This is a genomic window from Vibrio minamisatsumaniensis (assembly GCF_050337445.1).
GTDB lineage: Bacteria > Pseudomonadota > Gammaproteobacteria > Enterobacterales > Vibrionaceae > Vibrio > Vibrio artabrorum.
The window spans coordinates 32,943-54,323 of sequence record NZ_JAKJSY010000041.1 but is presented as its reverse complement, the minus strand read 5'-3'; the positions used below and the strand labels follow the sequence as shown (position 1 = coordinate 54,323).

Sequence of the window (21,381 nt, the reverse complement as noted above, 5' to 3'; positions counted from 1 at the left end):
AAACTCTACTTTGCTTTAAACGATGTTTAGACATACTTGTTACCTAAATGTCATGTGTTGTTGCTGTTCAGGATTAAAAGTTGTATCAAATTATCTTCAGAATGTTCATGTTAATGAGCATTTCATTTAGCGTTCTTGCGGTAAATACATCACCCTCTGTTTTTTATCCTTTGCCCGTTCAAGCGCAAGGGAATTTCCTTGCGGCAAAAAATTTATACCTGGGTACCGGCGGTGGGCTTTGGATCCACGATGTGCATGGCAAAGTGCTATTTTACGATGGTCGTACCTTGTTGCCTCGTAAGGGCAGTCTTCTGCAGTTTCCTTCAGAAAAAGTGGCGTTTCTTAACGGTGAGTTTTGGAGTTATTTCGATAATGAGGTGTATAGACACAATCCGGGTATTGGTAATGAACTCGCGTTCAGTTTAAGCCCGGGTGCCGAGATCGCTAATATCGGTGTATCGGGTGATTATATATGGGTAACAGATGGCAGTAATTTTTATACTTATGATACCCAGTCCTTAGAGTTTTCCACCTACTCATTACTTAAATTATATCGATACAACAACAGCAGTGACATTGTGGTCAATGATGCGGAAAAGGTGTTGTCAAAATGGGTGTTAGCGACAAGCTCGGGAGTTTATATCTCTGAGAATCAAGAGTTTACTCATATCGCCGCCTCAAAGAAAAAACCGATTGAGACGGTCTACTTTTCAAAAACAAGACATGAACTTGTCATCGGCACGTTAAATGGTGCGGTTATTGTTGATCTTGAAAATCCAGATAAAGAGACTTATGTGCAAGGTTCGAATGTACTGTCTGTTGCTGAAACGGCCGAGCAATACTGGATTGGGACGGAGCATGGACTGATTAGTTACAATTTTATTACGGGGCAGGTTACACGGTTTGAACAAGTCGCGAATCAAAAATTCTCCTTGCCGGGTGAGAAAATATATTCGTTGGTCAATGATCACGCTGGTGGAATGTGGATCGCAACGAATAATGGTATCCGATATTTCTCTTTGTACAGCAATAGGTTCTCTAGAAAATCGATCATTGGAAAGGGAATGAATGCCAGCAATATATTGATAAATAAGATAAAGCCTATCAGCAGTAGTCGTTCTTGGGTCGCTTCCTCTACGGGCTTGTATTTAGTCGACGCTCAAAGCAGTGAAAACCCAGTTCGTGTTTATTCTAAGCCTGTGAAGGACTTTGAAGTGATAGGCTCTTCCATTTGGTTAGCAACCGAAAATGGTATTATTATTTTTAATATCAAAACGTTAGCTATGGAATCAATCCGGTTACCCAGAGCCATTGAAGGTCTCCACATTGAGAACTTTGCGCTGCAAGCCGATAACGTACTTTGGTTTAGTTCTGGACAGAGTCTTTATTCATTGTCGCTCGATACCATGGCTTTGACCACTTTTGGAACCGATTGGTTAGTGGATAAATTTTTGCCAGCGAAAATTACGGGTATCAATATTGGTTTGCAAGGTCGTGTCTATATTGGTACTGATCACGGATTTTACGCTTTTGTTGATAAGAGAATTAGCTTTATCCGTTCGAGTGAGCGATTTGGTAAAGTTGTCGATATTGTAACAGCCAAAGATGGATCGCAATGGTTCGCGGGGAGTTATGGTGTTTATCGCATCCCTTATAATACTCATGCGATTGAAGAGATTGCTCTCATTGAGGCCAATATTAGTCCAAATTGCTTGATAAGTGATGATAACGGCGTTTGGTTAGGATCGTCAAAAGGTCTTAGTTACTACGGCTTAGATGGTCAACTGCAGAAACACATCGGTTCGCCATTTGGCCTGATCACTAATGAGTTGGTGTCGGGAGCATGCGCACGGTTTTACAGTGAGGAAAAGCAATCCTCAACGCTGGTTTTAGGCTCAAAATATGGAGTCGTTACGGCCTTATCGCATGAGTTATTAGAGTCCCAAATACCACATAGTCGAGCATTGCTTAGTCAGATAAGTGTTAATCAACAGACCGTGTCTCTTGGTGGGGCAACGGTTGATTTAGAAGCGATTCCTTACGGCTCATCCATTGGCTTTAAGCTCGGAACTCTGCCTGCCACATTTGCACCGGCGATGGAGTATAGGCTTAACCATGACGAGGCTTGGAGTGAGTTTGAGGGCGGGTTATTAACATTGGATCATTTACTGCCAGGTGACTATACACTCGAAGTAAAACCGATGAATGACGCCCAGTATCGATTTGCGGCGACCACTCAACAGTTTTCTATTGCTGAACCTTGGTATTTGACTCGCTGGGCGGTGGCTAGCTTGCTTATTATGTTGACCGGTTTAGTGATGGTTCTTGTTTTTTGGCGGTCGCGTTATGTCACTTTTGCTAACCGACACTTAAAAGCGCAAGTCGCATTAAAAACGGACCAATTGAGCCACCAAAGTCGTATCTTATTGACGACGAACCAACAACTTAAAAAGCAACTATCCGTTAAAAATGCGTTGGTCGCCCACACCGCTAAAGCACTTTCCGATGAGGTCTCCCATATTGCCGCGATGATGCCCAGTTGGAATGATGACCCCAGTCGGTCACCAATCTTGACATTGAAAAGCGGGCTGGCTCAACTGAGTAATAGCCAAGAGGGATCAGGAACCGTGTGTTGTGATGTGATCTTAATTTTGGAATCTGTGCTCAAGGCTTGGAAAGGTGAATTGGTCAAAGCCGGGATTGAGCTTGATATTAAAGTTGAAACTAATCATAGGCATGTATCGTTGTTATATTTCAACTTGGATATTATTTTCAATAGCTTGGTTGCGAGTGTTATTAAGAGAAATTTTAAGTCACAGAGTATGGTGGTATTGGTTGAAGAGGTGAAAGAACATTTAGTCGTTACCCTTCTTGATCATGGAATGCCTTTCCCTAAACTGGCTTCATCAATAAATGAGGGGAATGGAAAGTCGACGGATCTCAATATCGAAAAATTACCTTTATTGATGAATCAAAGTGGTGGTGAACTTAACGCATTTGTTTCTGATTCACAGAACAAGGTTCAGCTTTCTTGGCCGATTAAGTATCAGGCATTGGATAACATCGAATCGAGTACGATAGAACAGATTAAAACTATTCACATAGCAGCATCAACGCCAGAACAACAAAAGCTCAGTGCGGAGCAAGAATGGAAGAATAAAGTGTCGCAGCTTGTCAGTGAGCATTATGCTGATGCTGAGTTTGGTACCGCTATCGCGGCAAAGTATTTGTTTATGTCTGAGAGAAGCTTACAACGGCGTTTCAAATCTGCTTACGATAAGACATTTAAAGAGCACCTTAGCGAAGTTCGTCTGGAGCATGCTTGTGAAAGATTGTTGGCTGGAGAAAAAGTGTCAGACGTCGCATTTGATTCAGGCTTTAATGACCCCTCCTATTTTAGCCAACGATTTAAGCATCATTTTGGAATGCCTCCTTCTAAGTTTGCGGAAAACAACGAAGACTAATTAGGACGGGGTTCATTCCTGTATAAGCCTAAAATAAAACTATTGGCCTCGACATTCGTGTTGGGGCTTTTTTATGATTCTACGAGATACGAGATACGAGATACGAGATACGAGATACGAGATACGAGATACGAGATACGAGATACGAGATACGAGATACGAGATACGAGATACGAGAGGGTAAGCTGAGAGTTTAAAGATTGTTTGGATGGTGAAGTCGGGAATAAAAGAAAAAAAATGTCGTGGTATAGCCGGGGGGACTATACCACGGGTGCCAAGGACACCTTCGCTTGCTGCCGGAGTGATATGGCAAGCCACATCACCTCTGGAATAAAATTAAAGAGAAGGGATTTCTCTTCGATGAGATAACTATACGGCCAGCTACTTATTTTACTTATAAAATTAACGCCAGATGCCTGTAATAAAAGCGACAACTTTATAAGTTGCTGATATTTATTGTTTATTTTTAGTTTTGGATGGTTGTCATGATCGAACTAAACGAGGCGATTGTTAAAAGTAACGTTTTTGACGTAAATGTTTTTAACGAAACTTACGAGTGTATATTTTCGAAAAAATTGATTTCACACAATGGAATTGTGAGTATATCTGTGTATTATGCGTGTTAATAACAATCTTTCTCATTATCAATCACGAATTGGGTGTTTATGAAACTCTCACAACTAGAGCAAGGCAAAGCGGCTTCTATTGTTGCACTTACAGGCCTAACACCAGAGGTTAGAAAAAAACTAATGGTCATGGGTTTGTTGCCAAAAACCGAGGTGACACTTATCCGTCGCGCACCTATGGGTGACCCGCTGCAAGTTGAGGTGAGAGGCGTTTCTATCGCCATTCGTGAAAGTATCGCAGAACAAATCGAGGTTATCTAAAATGGATTATCAAGTTTTAACCGTTGGTAACCCGAATAGTGGTAAAACAACATTATTTAATGCACTGACTGGCGCTAAACAGCACGTGGGTAACTGGGTTGGTGTCACCGTAGAAAAGAAGATCGGTGTTTACTCACATGCGGGAGATCAATTTCAGCTAACGGATTTACCGGGCATCTACGCACTAGATAGTGGCAATGATGCAAACAGCATTGATGAATCTATTGCCTCGCGTGCGGTACTGACTCATCCTGCCGACGTTATCATCAATGTGGTTGATGCGAGTTGTTTGGAACGTAGCTTATACATGACATTGCAATTGCGAGAGTTGGGGCGTCCAATGATCGTAGTATTGAATAAAATGGATGTATTAAAGCGTGAACGTCAGGTGATTAATCTTAAAGCGCTAGAGAAAGAGTTAGGTTGTCCTGTTCTAAGTTTGTCTGCAAACGACAAAGGTCAAGTAGTTCGCTTTAAAGAACGCTTACATAAGCTGTTAGTTCAAGGTGTGAGCCTTGCTCCTATTTCTATTGATTATGATCCCGCGTTAGAAGCACTGATTCCTTCTGTTGAAGTACAGTTTGAGGAAGCGGATGTTTCTCCTCGAGCGCTCGCGATTCGTGCTTTAGAAAATGATTACTTGGTATTGAACGGGCTGGCTCCGCAAACTCGTACTCAAATTGATGGCGTGCGTCTTGGGGCTGAATTTGATATCGACCTTGCTGTTGCTGATGCGAAATACACTTTCTTGCATGATCTTTGTAAACGTGTTCGTCGCAGTGAAGGAAAGCTCAGCCGGAACTTTACTGAAAAGGCAGACCAATTCATTCTTAATAAATGGGTGGGGATTCCTTTCTTCTTCGTCATTATGTATCTGATGTTTATGTTCTCCATTAACATTGGTAGCGCGTTCATCGATTTCTTTGATATTGGTGTCGGTGCGCTATTGGTTGACGGTGGTCATCACTTACTAGACGGTCACTTACCAGTTTGGTTCGTAACGATACTGGCTGACGGTATTGGTGGTGGTATCCAAACGGTCGCGACCTTTATTCCTGTTATCTCAGCGCTTTACTTGTTCTTAGCGGTTTTAGAAAGCTCGGGTTACATGGCTCGCGCTGCCTTTGTACTTGATAAAGTGATGCAAAAGATTGGCTTACCAGGCAAAGCGTTTGTACCTTTGGTACTTGGTTTTGGCTGTAATGTACCTTCCATCATGGCAACGCGTACTCTTGATCAAGAACGTGAGCGCAAACTGGCAGCATCGATGGCACCGTTTATGTCATGTGGTGCTCGTTTACCGGTATACGCACTGTTCGCAGCCGCGTTTTTCCCTAGTTCTGGACAAAACGTGGTGTTTGCTCTTTACATCATGGGTATCGTTGCTTCTGTGTTCACGGGTCTGTTCCTTAAAAAAACCATCTATCCTGGTAGCAGTGATAGCTTGGTCATGGAAATGCCGGATTACGAATTGCCAACCGTGCAAAACGTGATGCTAAAAACATGGCAGAAACTGAAGCGTTTCGTACTTGGCGCAGGTAAAACCATCGTGATGGTTGTGGCTATTCTTAGCTTCCTAAACTCTCTCGGTATGGACGGTAGCTTTGGTAATGAAGACAGTGAAAACTCTGTGCTATCTAAGGCAGCTCAAATAGTGACACCTGTCTTTCAACCGATTGGTATTACTGAAGAGAACTGGCCTGCCACGGTTGGTATCATTACGGGGATCTTCGCCAAAGAAGCCGTTGTTGGTACGCTAAACAGCTTATACACAACGCCTTCTGACGAAGAGGCGGCTGAGTTTGACTTAGCAGCAAGCCTACACGAAGCAGTCATGACGATCCCTGAAAACCTAGCTGGTTTGAGCTACTCAGATCCATTAGGTATTGAAGTTGGCGACTTGTCTGACTCTAGCTCTGTGGCAGCTGACCAAGAAGTGGATACCTCTATCTTTGGCAACTTGAAAGACAAGTTTGTATCTGGTCATGCGGCATTCGCTTACTTGATTCTTATCTTGCTTTACACGCCTTGTGTGGCAGCGATGGGGGCTTATGTTCGTGAATTTGGTCAGACTTTTGCACGTTTCATTGCGGTTTGGACGATGGCGCTTGGCTATTTCGGTGCGACCTTCTATTACCAAGCGGCAAATTTCGCAGTTCACCCTATCAGCAGCGCGGTATGGATGGTAGCGATTGCCGGAGGTTTTGTACTGACTTATCGAGTCTTTAAGAAAGTCGGCCGTAAGCAACAAGTATTAGAGGTGCAAGTGGTATGATCTTAACTGAACTTCATCAATACATTGATAACCGAGGCGTCGCAGCGCGTAAAGAACTCGCTGCAAAATTTGGTCTGAGTGAAGACGGCGTCGATGCAATGCTGAATGTGTGGGTCAAGAAAGGCAAAATCTCGCGTTTGGTTGATACTAACAAACATGGGCATACCACCCGTATACGTTACACCATCAGCAAACAAGAGGGTCTGTCTCTTAACGTGATGATGTAGTTCAGAGTTTTGTATACTCGTTGAAAATAGCGAGAGTAGAACATTAAAAGCCGCTCAACGATTGTAGAGCGGCTTTTTGTTATGTGCTTTTTCTCAACGATCTTGTTTTAAAGCGTAATGTGATGAGTTCGAATTACGCTTTTTTGAAGATAGAACTCAGTGACAGAACATTTTGTATACGAGTTAGGATAGTGGTTTGCTCTTCTTCACTGCGCTGCTCGCCTTTGGTATTACCCCATACTGGACCTGGCCATGCGATATCGTCTTTGAAGCGTGCTATATGGTGGATGTGCAGTTGTGGCACCATATTACCCAGCGCACCAAGGTTCAATTTGTCTGGTTGGAACGTGGCTTCAAGTGCTTGGCTTACCGCCTGAGATTCATGTAGGAACTGTTGTTGCTCTTTCATGGGTAAGTGGTGCAACTCTTTGAGGTCGGCACGTTTTGGTACCAAGATAACCCAAGGCACAGCGTTATCTTTGTGTAGCAGAGCCAAGCTCAGTGGAAATTCGCCGATAAGTGTGGTGTCTTTCGCAAGTTGCGGGTGAAGTTCGAAGCTCATGATCTTTCCAATTAATTGTTTTACATGAGTATAAGGTTGGAGGTGGAATGTGGCTAGGGCTTACGTTCTTAATCAGCAGATTCCGACCACGTTAGTGCCTCACTGTAGGGTATGATGGTCGGGTAGAAATATGTTTCGTCATCTCTTAGAGCGACGAAGGAATATAGTCGCAGATCGCTTATTGAGTCGGACGGTGAGTTGCATAGATAATCGAACCTCCAGAGACAATAAAAGGTTGGCGCTTTCACACCAACCTTTCTAATTTTCTCGAACTTCGAATCGCTTACATGCGTTCTAGCGTGTCGATACCTAGAAGCGATAGACCTTGCTTGATAGTCTTAGCTGTCAGTGCTGCGAGTTTCAGACGGCTTTGTTTCACCGTTTCATCTTCAGCAACTAGGATAGGGCACGCTTCGTAGAAGCTAGAGAACTGGCCAGCAAGTTCGAACAGGTAGCTACACATGATGTGTGGTTGACCTTCGCGAGCAACAGACTGTACGGCTTCTTCAAATTGCAGAAGCTTAGCAATAAGTGCTTTCTCTTTCTCTTCAGTGATTTTGATTTCACCTTCAAGCGAGTCCATCGAAATGCCCGCTTTAGCAAAGATTGAAGCAACACGAGTGTATGCGTATTGCATGTAGGGTGCAGTGTTACCTTCGAACGCAAGCATATTGTCCCAATCGAACACGTAGTCCGTTGTACGGTGCTTTGAAAGGTCTGCGTACTTAACTGATGCCATCGCTACGGTGTTAGCGATCGCTTTCTTTTCGTCTTCTGCGAGTTCTGGGTTCTTCGATTCGATCAGCTGCGCAGCACGAACTTCGGCTTCATCAAGAAGATCAGCAAGACGAACAGTACCGCCAGCACGAGTCTTGAAGGGTTTACCATCTTTCCCTAGCATCATGCCGAACGCGTGATGTTCTAGAGAAACAGATTCTGGGACATAACCCGCTTTACGAACGATAGACCAAGCTTGCATTAGGTGTTGGTGTTGACGTGAGTCGATAAAGTACAGTACGCGGTCTGCGCCCAGTTCTTCAAAACGGTATTTTGCACAAGCAATATCCGTTGTTGTGTAAAGGAAGCCGCCGTCACGTTTCTGGATGATAACACCCATTGGGTCGCCATCTTTGTTTTTGTATTCATCGAGGAACACAACTTGTGCGCCATCATCTTCTTCGGCAATACCTTGCGCTTTCAGATCGGCAATAATGGCAGGTAGCATGTTGTTGTACATACTTTCACCCATTACATCATCACGAGTAAGAGACACGTTTAGACGGTCGTAATTACGTTGGTTTTGAATCATCGTAACGTCAACCAGCTTCTTCCACATCTCTGCGCAGAACTCGTCGCCGCTTTGCAGTTTAACAACGTAGCCACGTGCTTTAACGGCGAATTCTTCGTCTTCATCGTACAGCTTTTTAGATTCACGGTAGAAGCCTTCAAGGTCAGCAAGCTCCATTGAAACTTCGCCAGACTCAGCTTGAACGCGCTCAAGGTTTGCGATAAGCATACCAAATTGAGTACCCCAGTCACCGATGTGGTTAGCACGGATAACGTTGTGGCCTAGGAACTCAAGAGTACGAACTACCGCATCACCGATGATGGTTGAACGTAGGTGACCAACGTGCATCTCTTTGGCAACGTTTGGCGCAGAATAATCCGCAACAATCGTTTGTGTTTCAGCAAGAGTGACACCAAGGCGAGAATCAGAAAGTGCTGTGTCTGCTTGCTGTGCTAAAAAAGCTTCATCAAGGAAAATGTTTAGGAAACCTGGACCTGCGATTTCAACTTTAGAAGCGATACCGTCTAGGTTTAGAACGTCCAATACTTTTTGAGCAAATTCTCGAGGGTTAGTGCCCAGTCGTTTAGCAACACCCATAACGCCGTTTGCTTGGTAGTCACCAAATTGTGGTTTTGCAGATTGGCGAACAGCGGCAGGAGAGCCTGCAGGTGCGCCAGCGGCTTCTAGAGCCTGAGATACTTTGTCATTAATAAGTGCTTGGATATTCACGCGCGTTTCCTTCAATTCAAGGATGATAAGAGTGGGGCGTTATTTCGTGGCGACTAAATTGGTTAATTATGCTTCTAGCTAACGATTTAATGCCGAAATGAGCAACAGACTCTGTTTAAGTTCACAAAAATGGAGTTAATCATACCAATTTTGTGAGGCTTCTTATAGGTCGAATTGATAGAAAATTGACATTTCCTGAGAGGTTTTTGCTCGACGACTTTTACCTAGCTAACTTTACCTATTTAGAAGACTAAGACTGCGTATCTATTCAGTAACTTTTTGCTAAAGCAACGCTTGTTGCTAAGGACAAAACTGATAACATGCAGCCATTATTTGGAGAACACAGACAATGATGATGAGCCTGAAGCAAGCTGAACTAGAACCACAACAAATGATCGCCCGCCTTGATATCTTTATGGCAAAGATTGAGAACCTAGGAAATAGATTAGGTTTGGATTTAAGCTTTGCTCAAGCGGATCATATTGCGCTAAGAATCAATGACACTGAGCTCGCGAAATCTGCGCATCAAGCATGGTCTGATTATGGCTCTACGATTTCAGAGGCGATGATCAATGGTCGTCCAATTGTGGTGTTGGCTTTCGATGAACCGTTGCAAAGCCTTGGCTGGAAAATTGAATGCTTAGAGTTGCCATACCCTGCAGAAGGTAAAATTTACCCAAGCCAAGATTGGGAACACATTGAGTTTGTGATTCCGTCTCACGCTCAAACGGCTGATGAGTACCTAGCGGATCTTAAAGAAACTTACCCGCAGTTCGCTGCTAACTTTGAAACACTGGCTGAGCAAGGCGTTAAGATCAAACTCTCTAGCCCAAAAGGCGAGGGTGAACGTTTGAATAACCCAACTGTGGCTTTTAAACATCAAGGGATTTGCATCAAGTTGCACCCACACTCTTTGAAGAAGATTGTGGAATCAGAACAGGCTTAATTTGAGTAGATAGTTGCTGACAATAGATTCCTGATCTCGCCTAGGTTCGTCGGAATGACGGGGTGTTCGAGAGTGTTTGCCAGAGTTTCTCTTTGGAGACTGAGAGACTGAGTATTCGAGGACGTATGTTAGAGCCTATAGCTGGAAGATTCATCATCGAGTTCGTCATTCCCGATAGCGACGAAGGAGCGTAGTCGGGCATCTCATAAAGCGAGTCTGATCATCAGCTACAAAAAACGCGCAATGGGTTAATCCTATTGCGCGTTTTAGTTGGTCCCATATTTGGTTTACAGGATCACTGTCTTGTTGCCATAAACAAACACGTGATCGTTGATTACCTTATTTAACGCCTTACTTAATACATTCTTCTCTACGTCACGACCGGCTTGTGCCATGTCTTTCGCGCTGAAGTTGTGATCCACAGGGATAACATCTTGCTTAATGATTGGGCCTTCATCCAAATCGTTGGTCACGAAGTGCGCCGTTGCACCAATGATTTTTACGCCACGCTCATACGCTTGTTGGTATGGCTTCGCACCAATAAACGCAGGTAAAAAGCTGTGGTGAATGTTAATGATCTTATGATTGAATTTCTCAACAAACCCCGGAGTTAGCACGCGCATGTACTTCGCAAGTACGAGGTAGTCAGCCTCATATTGCTCAATCACTTCAAGCATCTTCTGCTCATGTTCTTCTCGGTTTAATCCTTCGTGAGAAATATGGTGGTAAGGGACATCGAAACGTTCGGTTAAACTTTGTAGAGCGTCGTAGTTACCGACAACGGCGGCGATTTCAACATCTAAGCTACCATCGAAGTTCTTCATCAGAATATCACCAAGACAGTGTGCTTCTTTGGTCACTAAGATAACAACACGCTTACGAGAGGAATCAACAAGTTTCCGCATTGCATGTTCTGGTAGGGCTTGATCTAAATCGGCAAGCAAGGTTTCATTATTGAAATACCCTTCTAACTCGGTACGCATGAAAAAGTGGCCACAGGTGTTATCTACGAACTCATTATTGTGAATAATATTGAGTTGGTGCTTGTAACAAATGTTGGTGATTTTTGAGATGAGCCCTGGGGCGTCAGTACAATGTGTTAATAACGTTTTTCTTTCCATTTGCATCTTACTTCCATGAAATATTTTTGTTCTTCAAATTAAATGCAGGCCGTCGAAGGGTGAGCTGAACCGCAATATCTTCATTATAAGTAATCTATTATCAGATTGGTTTCAACCTATTCTGCAGTCCATCCGTGACTTCGATAGATGGCTTAATGTAGAAATATCCGTTTTGAGAGACCCTGAGCAGAGGCTTTATTTTCAAAGCTTTGCCCTGAAACAAGCAGTGGAAGTTCAGCCTTGGCAGTTCAGTCTTGGCTTAAAATAGAGGTAGTACTTATGGATAAAGAGTTATTAGCAAAAAAACTGTACTGCAAGCGTGTCAATTCATTAGTGGGAGGCCCTGATCTCGATGGTCAGGTTTTAAATGAGTTGTGGGAAAGTAAAACCTCTCCAATCGATGCAGCAAAAGCGATACAGCCTTGTGATGACCAATTTGAAGGAGCCCCTTGGTTGTCGCGTTATCTCAACAGAAAATAGAAATCAGGCTTTAATCTTTCCTCAACTTTGCCTTTTTCAGGCAGATTAGCATAACCTTTATAGCGTCGGTGCAAAGTCATTCTTGATTCGCGCCGACTGACTAAACCTGCCATAATTCATGTCCTATTTTTCTCAATCTCGTACTCTATGATATCTAAAACGTTTTCTGCTGACGGTGCTCTGGGTAAAGCTATCCCTGGATTTCAACCACGACAGGCCCAATTGGACATGGCTGAAGCCGTCTCTCAAGCTATCCAACAACAGAGCCAATTGGTTGTTGAGGCTGGGACGGGAACGGGTAAGACGTTTGCTTATCTCGTGCCGGCACTGCTCAGTGGCAAGAAAATCATTATTAGTACGGGATCTAAAAACCTTCAAGAGCAGTTGTTCCATCGTGATTTACCATTAATGGTTGATGCGCTTGGCTTTTATGGTCAGGTTGCTCTGCTGAAAGGTCGTTCAAACTATTTGTGCTTAGACCGGTTGAGTCGGCAAATGATCGAAAGTCATGGTACTCACACCGATCCAACGTTTTTAGCTCAGTTGGTGAAGGTGCGCAGCTGGTCGTCGTCAACACAAACGGGCGATTTAGGTGACTGTGATGATATTGCTGAAGATAGCCCTATCATTCCTACTATTACTTCAACCAATGACAATTGCTTGGGTAAAGAATGCCCGAGTTATACCGATTGCTTTGTGCTTAAAGCGCGTAAAAAAGCGATGGATTCCGATGTGGTGGTTGTGAATCACCACCTGTTCTTAGCGGATTTAGCGATTAAAGAGACCGGATTTGGTGAGCTGATCCCTGAAGCCGATGTGTTTATTTTTGATGAGGCGCATCAACTTCCTGATATTGCCAGCCACTATTTTGGTCAATCTGTGTCGAGTCGACAGATCCAAGAATTAGCCAAAGACATTGAGATTGCCTACCGCACTGAAGCCAAAGACATGCGTCAATTGCAAAAAGTCGGAGATAAACTCATTCAGTCAGCTGCCGATTTACGCATTGTTCTTGGCGATACTGGCTTCCGTGGTAACTGGCGTGAGGCTTTAAAATCCCAATCGATAGCGAGAGAGTTGGTGCGTTTACAAGATGCTCTACAACTCGCAGTGGATGTATTGAAGTTAGCACTTGGGCGGAGTCAACTGTTAGATACGGCTTTCGAACGCGCCACCATGATTAAGTCGCGTATCGAACGTGTGTGTGATGTGTCGATTTCCGGCTACTCGTATTGGTATGACACCACGCCACGCCACTTTGCTTTGCACATCACGCCGCTTTCCGTGGCGGATAAATTTTACGAACAAATTGAGCTTAAACCGGGGGCTTGGGTGTTTACCTCTGCGACCTTGGCGGTGTCGGATGATTTCGATCATTTCACATCGCGACTTGGCTTAACGCCTTCAGCACAGTTCTCGTTGCCAAGCCCGTTTGACTATCCGAATCAGGCGCGCTTGTGTGTGCCTCGTTATCTTCCTGAACCGAATAGCCCCGGTCTCGCGGATAAACTAGTAAGAATGTTGACCCCGGTGATTGAGCAAAATCAAGGTCGCTGTTTCTTTTTGTGTACTTCACACAGCATGATGAAAGAGTTGGGCGAGCGATTTCGTGAAACACTCACTGTACCTGTTCTATTGCAAGGTGAGACCAGTAAACAAAAAACGTTGGCCGAATTCATGGAATTGGGTAACGCATTGTTGGTGGCGACGGGGGCCTTCTGGGAGGGGATCGATGTTAGGGGCGACGCATTAAGCTGTGTTATTATCGATAAATTGCCCTTTACGGCTCCTGATGATCCTTTGCTTAAGGCTCGAATTGAGGACTGTAAGTTAAAAGGGGGGGATCCTTTTGCACAAGTACAGTTGCCAGACGCTGTGATAACCTTGAAACAAGGTGTTGGCCGATTGATACGTGACAAACGCGATAGTGGTGCTCTGATTATTTGCGATAACCGATTGGTGACACGCGATTACGGTGGCATATTTTTGGCGAGTTTACCGCCGATCCCTCGCACACGTGACTTAGGGGTCATTAAAGAATTCTTAGCTAAAGATCATTCAACCGCTGCTGATTAATTGGCATGGGTGAGTTTAGCCATTATTTTTAGATTAGATAACGAATATTTGAGACACAAATGAGCGTAAAAATTCTTGCAGTAGATACCGCAACTGAAAACTGTTCAGTTGCATTAGTAATGGGTGACCAGGTATTCGCACGTAGCGAAGAGGCTCCTCGAGACCATACGAAAAAAATTCTACCTATGGTTGATGAAGTACTGAAAGAAGCGAATGTCGCTTTAACCGATATCGATGCTATTGCGTTTGGCCAAGGTCCTGGTAGCTTCACGGGCGTGCGTATTGGCATTGGGATTGCTCAAGGCTTGGCTTTTGGTGCTGATTTACCGATGATCGGTGTCTCTACATTGGCTGCGATGGCGCAGGGTAGCTACCGTAAATTTGGTGAAACTCACGTTGCAGCTGCGATTGATGCGCGCATGAGTGAAGTGTACTGGGCTCGATACCGTCGAGAGCAAGATGGTCGTTGGACGGCGGTTGATGCTGAATGTGTGACACCGCCAAGCGAATTAGCCGCGCAGCTTGACGTTGACTCTGAGACATGGGCAAAAGTCGGCACCGGTTGGGAAGCGTATGCAGAGCACATGGACACACTTGCAATCCACACTAAAGCGTGTGAGGTGCTGTTTCCAGAAGCTCAAGATATGGCCTTCCTTGCTCAATTTGCTTATGCAGAAGGTAAAGCGGTCGCAGCCGAAGAGTCTGAGCCTGTTTATCTTCGTGATAAAGTGACGTGGAAAAAGCTACCAGGCCGCGAATAAACGACGGCGAGTACGTGTAAATATCTATGACTTTGGCTCTATAATTCATTGTGTAGAGCCGCTATTAAAGTTAACCAACAAATCATTTAAATCAGGTCTACGAATCTCCAAGCATGGTTTCAATAAACGGCTTACCTCCTTCTTCGATAGGGCACACTTCCAAACCCAATCGAACCAACAAAAAGAATGGGGTAAAAAAAGGCAATGCAAAAACCTCAGTTGGTCAGCCAACTAAGGTCGCGAATGCTGTCTCGCATTCTATCCGCCAAGTCAAAGAATCTGAGATCCATAAAGCTCAGGTGCAATATGACCTTCCCGAAGGGCGTGGACGACGTGCAATGGAAGAGTATATGGACGTGATGAATCAGGCAAAAAAAGAGGAACTTGCGAAGCTTATTGGGGTTGATATTTATATCTAGCTTTGCTCAAGCCTGTGTCGCCATCTTAGTGGTTCTCCCTAATCGCATCATGGATGATGATCTTTATTTTTCTTTTGTGTGACTGGTTATAACCAACGCTTGTGACCAAACGCAGCAACCGTGATTGGTTACAATTTTATATCTATCTATTGTTCCTTTATTCATTTCTCTATTTGTGGTTGCAGGCAAGAGTTAAGCTTAAACGTGTCATTCAAAACGTGGAATAGGTGAGCACCATGCCTTCGTTCAAGAACATAAAGTGGGGAGAAACATTCTCAATGATTGAAAAGTCATACTCTTTGGCCAATGGGACGCTTGCAACACAACAGATTGGCAATCCACACCCCACAGCCACGACGGTCGTTTTTATTCATGGTTGGCTAGATAACGCCGCCAGTTTTAATCAGATCATGAAGCAAGTGGCTCAATCTTCTCCTAATGCTCACCTCGTCGCTATCGATCTTTTTGGACATGGTTTCTCATCGCACAAATTGGGCAGTTATTACCCATTTCATGACTATATTGATGACCTGTATCAGTTGGTGGTTAAATTATCACCAAACAGACTGGTTCTAGTAGGACATTCTCTTGGTGCATTGATCGCAAGTTGCTATAGTGCCGCCTTTCCTGAAAAAGTGTCAGGATTAATTCAAATTGAAGGTCACGGACCTCTTTCAGAAGCTCCCCAAGAAACGGTCTCTCGCTTGAGGGATGGGGTACTCAGTCGTCTTCGACAGCGCAGAAAACCTTCACGTCCTTTAGCTAGCCTTGAGGATGCAATTAAGTTGAGAGCTCACGCCAACCAAATTGATGCTGAACTCATCGCACCTATTGTTGAACGAGGAATCGTTGAGCGAGGTACTGTTGATCAAGGTATTGTCGAATGCGAGAACTCTTGGCAATGGCGATGCGACCCAAACCTAAAGTGTGATTCGCTCTATCGAATGTCGCAAGCGCATGCTGAAGCGATAATGGCGGCGATAGAATGTCCCCAATTAGTCATATTAGGGAGTCATGGATTTCGATATTTGCAGCATAACCGCTACAAATCAGAGCATAGTCCTCCGCAGATAGAGATGGTTCCTGGCGGACATCATTGCCATTTAGAGAGCCCAGAGTTAGTTTCAGAACTAATTCTTGGTGTAGTTAACAAAATTTAAACAAGTGTTTGAGCCTTTTAGTGCTCATGCACTAAAGCTGTGCTGTAATACCGCAATGACAAATAGCGGCGAGCAGTCGTAAGCTGATAAACGAGGAGTAACATAGTGGATAAACCTTGGCTTTCACGTTATCCAAGTGACGTACCAGAGACGATCAATCCAGATCAGTACCCATCTCTTATTGAAATGTTTGAACAGTCGGTACAGAAGTACGCCGACCAACCAGCATTCGAGAACATGGGATCTATTATGACATTCCGTAAGCTTGAAGAGCGCAGTCGTGCTTTTGCGGCTTATTTACAGAATGATCTAAAACTGAAGAAGGGCGATCGTGTTGCACTGATGATGCCAAACTTGCTGCAATACCCAATTGCACTTTTTGGTGTATTACGTGCCGGTATGATTGCTGTGAACGTCAACCCACTGTATACGCCTCGTGAACTTGAACATCAGCTGAATGATTCTGGTGCCAAGACGATTGTGATCGTTTCTAACTTTGCGAGTACGCTAGAGAAGGTCGTTGACAAAACACCGGTTAAACACGTTGTTTTAACCAGCCTTGGGCAAATGCTACCACGAGCGAAAGGGACGATTGTCGACTTCGTCGTGAAATACGTAAAAGGTATGGTACCTAAGTACGATCTACCGGGTGCTATCTCATTTAGAAAAGCATTGCATAAGGGCCGTCGTCTACAGTACGTGAAGCCATTTATGGCGGGCGATGACATCGCATTCTTACAGTACACCGGGGGGACAACGGGGGTAGCGAAGGGGGCAATCTTAACGCACCGCAATATGATTGCGAACGTCCTTCAAGCGAAAGGGGCATACAGCCCTGTGCTGCAAGAAGGCCGTGAATTGGTCGTAACGGCATTGCCGCTTTACCACGTGTTCGCACTAACGGTGAACTGTTTACTGTTTATTGAGATGGGGGGGCGCAACCTTCTGATTACGAACCCGCGTGACATTCCCGGCTTTATTAAAGAGCTGCAAAAGGTTCCGTTTACTGCGATTACCGGCGTAAACACATTGTTCAACGCGCTCGTGAATAACGAAGATTTCCACGAATTGGATTTCAGTAATATGCGTTTATCTGTTGGCGGTGGTATGGCGGTTCAACGCGCTGTTGCTGAGCAATGGAAGAAAGCAACAGGCGTTCACCTTTTAGAAGGTTATGGTTTAACCGAATGTGCTCCTTTGGTCACAGGTAACCCATACGATCTACAAGACTACACGGGGGCAATCGGCCTACCGGTACCATCGACAGAAGTTCGTATTGTGGATGATGAAGGTAAAGTGGTTGGTAATGACCAAGTGGGTGAATTGCAGGTTCGTGGTCCACAAGTGATGCAAGGCTACTGGCAGCGTCCTGAAGCGACCAAAGAAGTGATCGACCAAGAGGGTTGGTTATCGACTGGTGATATCGTCAAGTTTGATGACGAAGGCTTGTTGTACATCGTTGACCGTAAGAAAGACATGATTCTTGTGTCAGGCTTCAATGTTTACCCGAACGAAATTGAAGACGTAGTGGCTCTTCATGGCAAAGTGTTAGAAGTGGCCGCTATTGGTCAACCTCATGAAGTGTCTGGTGAGTTGGTTAAGATCTATGTTGTGAAGCGTGATCCTAGCCTAACCAAAGAAGACATTATCGCACACTGTCGTGAACACCTAACGGGTTACAAGATCCCTAAATTGATTGAGTTCCGTGAAGAACTACCAAAAACCAATGTAGGCAAAATCTTGCGCCGAGTGCTTCGTGAAGAAAACGACGCAGAGCTTGCCAAACGCGCAAGTGAGTAATGCTTGGGGTGCACCTGAAATCGTTCAGGCGCTTAATCTAAGCGAGCGCTGAAAAATGGTGTTAGAATGCCGACAGTTAATGTCGGCATTTTTGTATCCGACAATCAAAGTAAATCAGTGAGAGTTTTTGTGGATTATCAAATCATTACCCAAGTGAAAGACCTTGAGCGAGTTTGCCAACAAGCACGTGAAGCCGATGTTGTTATGCTTGATACAGAGTTCGTTCGTACAAGAACCTATTACCCTCAATTAGGCTTAATTCAGTTATTTGATGGTGAAACGCTGTCACTGATTGATCCTATTGCTCTTGATGAAATGACTCCCTTTGTTGGGCTGTTGAAAGACGCTTCAGTATTGAAAGTGCTGCACGCGTGTGGCGAAGATTTAGAAGTCTTCCAAAACGCATTTGGTTGCACACCAACGCCAATGGTTGATACGCAGATCATGGCGGCATTCTTAGGTTATGGCTTATCAACGGGCTTTGCGGCTCTGGTTTCAGAGTTTGTTGGTGTTGACCTAGATAAGAGTGAATCTCGTACTGACTGGCTAGCTCGTCCACTTTCTCAAAAGCAACTCGACTATGCTGCCGCAGATGTTCACTACTTGATGCCAATGTACAACAAGCTTCTCGAAAAAGTGATGGAAGCGGGCTGGTGGGAAGCGGCGCAACAAGAGTCTGATTTACAAGTGGCTAAGCGCATCCGTAAAGCAAACCCAGACAACGCTTACCTTGATATTAAAGGCGCGTGGCAGCTAAAACCTCAACAGTTAGCAATTTTGAGACCTTTAGCAACTTGGCGTCTAAAAGAAGCGATTAAGCGTGATTTGGCATTGAACTTTGTCTTTAAAGAACAAGACTTATGGGCAGTGGCTCGATTCGCGATCAAAGATCCTAAGCATATGGAGCAAGAAGGTTTTGATTACCGCTCTGTGCGTCGCCATAGCGCCAAGATCAGCTCCATCGTGAAATTGGCTGAGCATACGCCAGAAGAAGAGTACCCAGCGCCAGTAGAACGTCTGATGGACCACCCAGGTTACAAACAGCTGTTCAAAGTGTTGAAAGATGAAGTGAAAGTCGCATCGCAACACAGTGGCTTAGCAACTGAGTTTTTGGCGTCGAAGAAGCAACTTAACCAAGTGTTAAGTTGGGTGTGGAAGCACAATCGTAACCCAGAGAAGTTACCTGATGTGATGCAAGGCTGGCGTTTAGATGTGGTTGGTGAGAAGCTGAGTAAAGCGATCAAATAACCGCTTGTTGTTATACAATCGAATTGAGTGACAGTGATTCAATGACCGATACAAAAAAGAGAGCCTAGGCTCTCTTTTTTATTCCGTCGACATAAGCCACAGACGGCTGGTCGATTTCGAACAGAAAGGCTATCGCTCTTCTTCTGGAAGTTTAACGTTCAGCTCGAGTACTGAGATGTCGTCATCTTTGTGTTCGAACGTCAGATCAACCATCGACGGGTCGACATCAACGTACTTCGCAATGCACTTCAAGATGTCTTCTTTCAGTTGCGGTAAGTACGATGGAGCGGGGTCGTCATGACTACGGCGCTCGGCAACAATGATCTGCAAACGCTCTTTAGCTAGATTTGCGGTCGTCTTTTTCTGTGGTCTAAAAAACTCTAATAATGACATTGCGTATTAGCCCCCGAACAGTCTTTTGAAGATGCCTTTCTTTTGCTCCGTTAAGAAACGGAAGTCCACTTGGCTACCCAGTAGTCGTTCTACTGTATCATTGTAAGCCATACCGGCGTCGGTTGCTTCGTCAAAAATGACAGGAACACCCTTGTTTGACGCGTTCAGTACTGCTTGACTCTCTGGAATCACACCCAGTAGAGAAATGTGCAAAATCTCTTCAACGTCTTCAACACTGAGCATTTCGCCTTGGTTGACACGTGTAGGGTTGTAGCGTGTCAGTAGAAGGTGTGTTTTCACTGGCTCTAATCCGTCTTCAGAGCGGCGAGACTTCGAGTCAAGGATGCCTAAAATACGGTCTGAATCGCGAACTGAAGAAACTTCAGGGTTGGTGGTTACAATGGCTTCATCCGCAAAATACAGCGCCATCAGAGCTCCTTGCTCGATGCCAGCAGGAGAGTCACAAATGATAAAATCAAAGCCCATTTCATCCAGTTCATCAAACACACGACGAACCCCATCTTTCGTCAGGGCATCTTTATCGCGAGTTTGAGATGCAGGAAGAATGAACAGGTTCTCTGTACGCTTATCTTTGATCATCGCTTGGTTTAGCGTTGCTTCACCATTGATAACGTTCACAAAATCGTACACAACTCGGCGCTCACAACCCATGATTAAATCTAGGTTACGCAGACCGATGTCAAAGTCGATAACTGCGGTTTTTTTCCCTTTTAAAGCCAGTCCTGAGGCAATAGCTGCACTGGAGGTCGTTTTGCCTACCCCGCCTTTGCCTGACGTTACAACGATAATGCGTGCCATTCTTGTTTTCCTTTTATTTCTCTTATATTGCGATGACATCAACGTGTAATACACCGTTTGCCATACTGAACATGGTTTTTTTCTGCCAGTATTCGCTATCAATTTGGTCGCTGAGCCAGTAATTACCAGCAATCGAAACCAACTCAGCTTGTAAATCATTACAAATTATTTTCGCGTCAGATTGGCCACTTGCACCTGCAATCGCACGGCCACGTAGCGTGCCATGAATATGGATGCTGCCATCAGCAATCACTTCCGCGCCTGCACTCACATGACTAAGAATCAGCAAATCACCATCTTTGGCATACACTTGCTGACCAGAACGAATCGGGGTCCTGACGACTTTAATCGGTGCCATTTGGGCAGGAGCTTGAGATGGCGACTTGCTTGCCGTCATCACGGCGAATCCTGCTTCTTTAGCTAGGTTTTGCATGCGTTTATCTGAGCAACCCGTTACGCCAACGGGAATCATTCCCGCTTGAGATATGCCATTTTTTAGTTGCACGAAATCAATATCGCCAACCACTTTGCTGATATTTATAACAACAGGGGCTGCGGCGAAAAACGTCGGTGCTTGGTCGACTTTCTCTTGAAGAAAAGAGACTGCATTTTCGACTTGATCATCGGATAAGTGCAAAACAGATAGCGTAAAACTACTACCTTTTAGATCTGGGTTACTAGGCATCGAAAAACTACAGGACCTCAATAGCGAATGGGTAACAATTA

General features: G+C 44.5%; 18 protein-coding genes. 12 read left to right on the top strand and 6 right to left on the bottom strand.

The window, feature by feature from the left end; genetic code table 11:
- Window positions 1-113 precede the first annotated feature (113 nt).
- The 4 genes from L4B77_RS10930 (at window position 114) to L4B77_RS10915 (ending at window position 6,853) form a co-directional block, all read left to right on the top strand.
- Window positions 114-3,464 (top strand): AraC family transcriptional regulator, encoded by a 3,351-nt coding sequence (locus L4B77_RS10930; RefSeq protein WP_261837782.1) that lies wholly within the window; start codon window positions 114-116, stop codon window positions 3,462-3,464.
- Window positions 3,465-4,129: 665 nt separating this feature from the next.
- Window positions 4,130-4,351, top strand: coding sequence for a FeoA family protein (locus L4B77_RS10925; RefSeq protein ID WP_261837781.1), 222 nt, complete (start codon window positions 4,130-4,132; stop codon window positions 4,349-4,351).
- A 1-nt stretch (window position 4,352) separates the two neighbouring features.
- On the top strand, window positions 4,353-6,626 hold the full coding sequence (gene feoB, locus L4B77_RS10920; protein ID WP_429750390.1) for a Fe(2+) transporter permease subunit FeoB: 2,274 nt from the start codon (window positions 4,353-4,355) through the stop codon (window positions 6,624-6,626).
- Complete coding sequence (locus L4B77_RS10915) at window positions 6,623-6,853, top strand: FeoC-like transcriptional regulator (protein ID WP_429750388.1); 231 nt, start codon at window positions 6,623-6,625, stop codon at window positions 6,851-6,853. The genes feoB and L4B77_RS10915 overlap by 4 nt, the downstream gene beginning before the upstream one ends.
- A 133-nt stretch (window positions 6,854-6,986) precedes the next feature.
- Here L4B77_RS10915 and L4B77_RS10910 read toward each other — a convergent pair whose 3' ends face one another.
- Both L4B77_RS10910 and argS read right to left on the bottom strand, forming a co-directional pair.
- Window positions 6,987-7,415 carry an HIT family protein gene (locus L4B77_RS10910; protein ID WP_372041352.1) on the bottom strand — a complete coding sequence of 143 codons (429 nt, stop codon included), beginning with the start codon at window positions 7,413-7,415 and terminating at the stop codon, window positions 6,987-6,989.
- Window positions 7,416-7,698: 283 nt separating this feature from the next.
- Entirely contained in the window at window positions 7,699-9,432 is a 1,734-nt protein-coding gene (gene argS, locus L4B77_RS10905; RefSeq protein WP_261837777.1) for an arginine--tRNA ligase, read from the bottom strand.
- A gap of 349 nt (window positions 9,433-9,781) precedes the next feature.
- On the opposite strand from argS, the gene L4B77_RS10900 reads away from it, so the two are divergent.
- The gene (locus tag L4B77_RS10900) at window positions 9,782-10,378 is read left to right on the top strand and encodes a VOC family protein (RefSeq protein ID WP_261837776.1); all 597 of its coding nucleotides are present in this window, start codon (window positions 9,782-9,784) and stop codon (window positions 10,376-10,378) included.
- A 287-nt stretch (window positions 10,379-10,665) separates the two neighbouring features.
- On the opposite strand, the gene purU is transcribed toward L4B77_RS10900, so the two are convergent.
- Window positions 10,666-11,499, bottom strand: coding sequence for a formyltetrahydrofolate deformylase (gene purU, locus L4B77_RS10895; RefSeq protein WP_261837775.1), 834 nt, complete (start codon window positions 11,497-11,499; stop codon window positions 10,666-10,668).
- Between the two features lie 279 nt (window positions 11,500-11,778).
- Between purU and L4B77_RS10890 the strand changes: the two genes are divergently transcribed.
- The 7 genes from L4B77_RS10890 (at window position 11,779) to rnd (ending at window position 19,443) form a co-directional block, all read left to right on the top strand.
- Entirely contained in the window at window positions 11,779-11,979 is a 201-nt protein-coding gene (locus L4B77_RS10890; protein WP_372041356.1) for a hypothetical protein, read from the top strand.
- Window positions 11,980-12,126: 147 nt separating this feature from the next.
- Window positions 12,127-14,055, top strand: a complete 1,929-nt coding sequence (gene yoaA / locus L4B77_RS10885; RefSeq protein ID WP_429750385.1) for a DNA repair helicase YoaA — start codon at window positions 12,127-12,129, stop codon at window positions 14,053-14,055.
- 59 nt (window positions 14,056-14,114) lie between these two features.
- Complete coding sequence (tsaB, locus tag L4B77_RS10880) at window positions 14,115-14,816, top strand: tRNA (adenosine(37)-N6)-threonylcarbamoyltransferase complex dimerization subunit type 1 TsaB (protein ID WP_429750383.1); 702 nt, start codon at window positions 14,115-14,117, stop codon at window positions 14,814-14,816.
- 113 nt (window positions 14,817-14,929) lie between these two features.
- A complete protein-coding gene (locus L4B77_RS10875; protein ID WP_261837771.1) occupies window positions 14,930-15,235 on the top strand; it encodes a chromosome partitioning protein ParA in 306 nt (101 codons plus the stop codon).
- 278 nt (window positions 15,236-15,513) lie between these two features.
- Entirely contained in the window at window positions 15,514-16,395 is an 882-nt protein-coding gene (locus L4B77_RS10870) for an alpha/beta fold hydrolase (RefSeq protein WP_261839721.1), read from the top strand.
- A gap of 105 nt (window positions 16,396-16,500) precedes the next feature.
- Complete coding sequence (gene fadD, locus L4B77_RS10865) at window positions 16,501-18,195, top strand: long-chain-fatty-acid--CoA ligase FadD (RefSeq protein ID WP_261837770.1); 1,695 nt, start codon at window positions 16,501-16,503, stop codon at window positions 18,193-18,195.
- 129 nt (window positions 18,196-18,324) lie between these two features.
- Window positions 18,325-19,443, top strand: coding sequence for a ribonuclease D (gene rnd, locus L4B77_RS10860; protein WP_429750397.1), 1,119 nt, complete (start codon window positions 18,325-18,327; stop codon window positions 19,441-19,443).
- Window positions 19,444-19,572: 129 nt separating this feature from the next.
- Here the strand turns inward: rnd and minE are convergent, their stop codons facing one another.
- Genes minE through minC form a run of 3 tightly spaced genes read right to left on the bottom strand, consistent with a single transcriptional unit; the run spans window position 19,573 to window position 21,340 of the window.
- A complete protein-coding gene (gene minE, locus L4B77_RS10855; protein ID WP_261837769.1) occupies window positions 19,573-19,836 on the bottom strand; it encodes a cell division topological specificity factor MinE in 264 nt (87 codons plus the stop codon).
- Window positions 19,837-19,842: 6 nt separating this feature from the next.
- On the bottom strand, window positions 19,843-20,655 hold the full coding sequence (minD, locus tag L4B77_RS10850) for a septum site-determining protein MinD (RefSeq protein ID WP_429750380.1): 813 nt from the start codon (window positions 20,653-20,655) through the stop codon (window positions 19,843-19,845).
- Between the two features lie 22 nt (window positions 20,656-20,677).
- Window positions 20,678-21,340 carry a septum site-determining protein MinC gene (minC, locus tag L4B77_RS10845; protein WP_261837768.1) on the bottom strand — a complete coding sequence of 221 codons (663 nt, stop codon included), beginning with the start codon at window positions 21,338-21,340 and terminating at the stop codon, window positions 20,678-20,680.
- Between the last annotated feature and the right edge of the window lie 41 nt (window positions 21,341-21,381).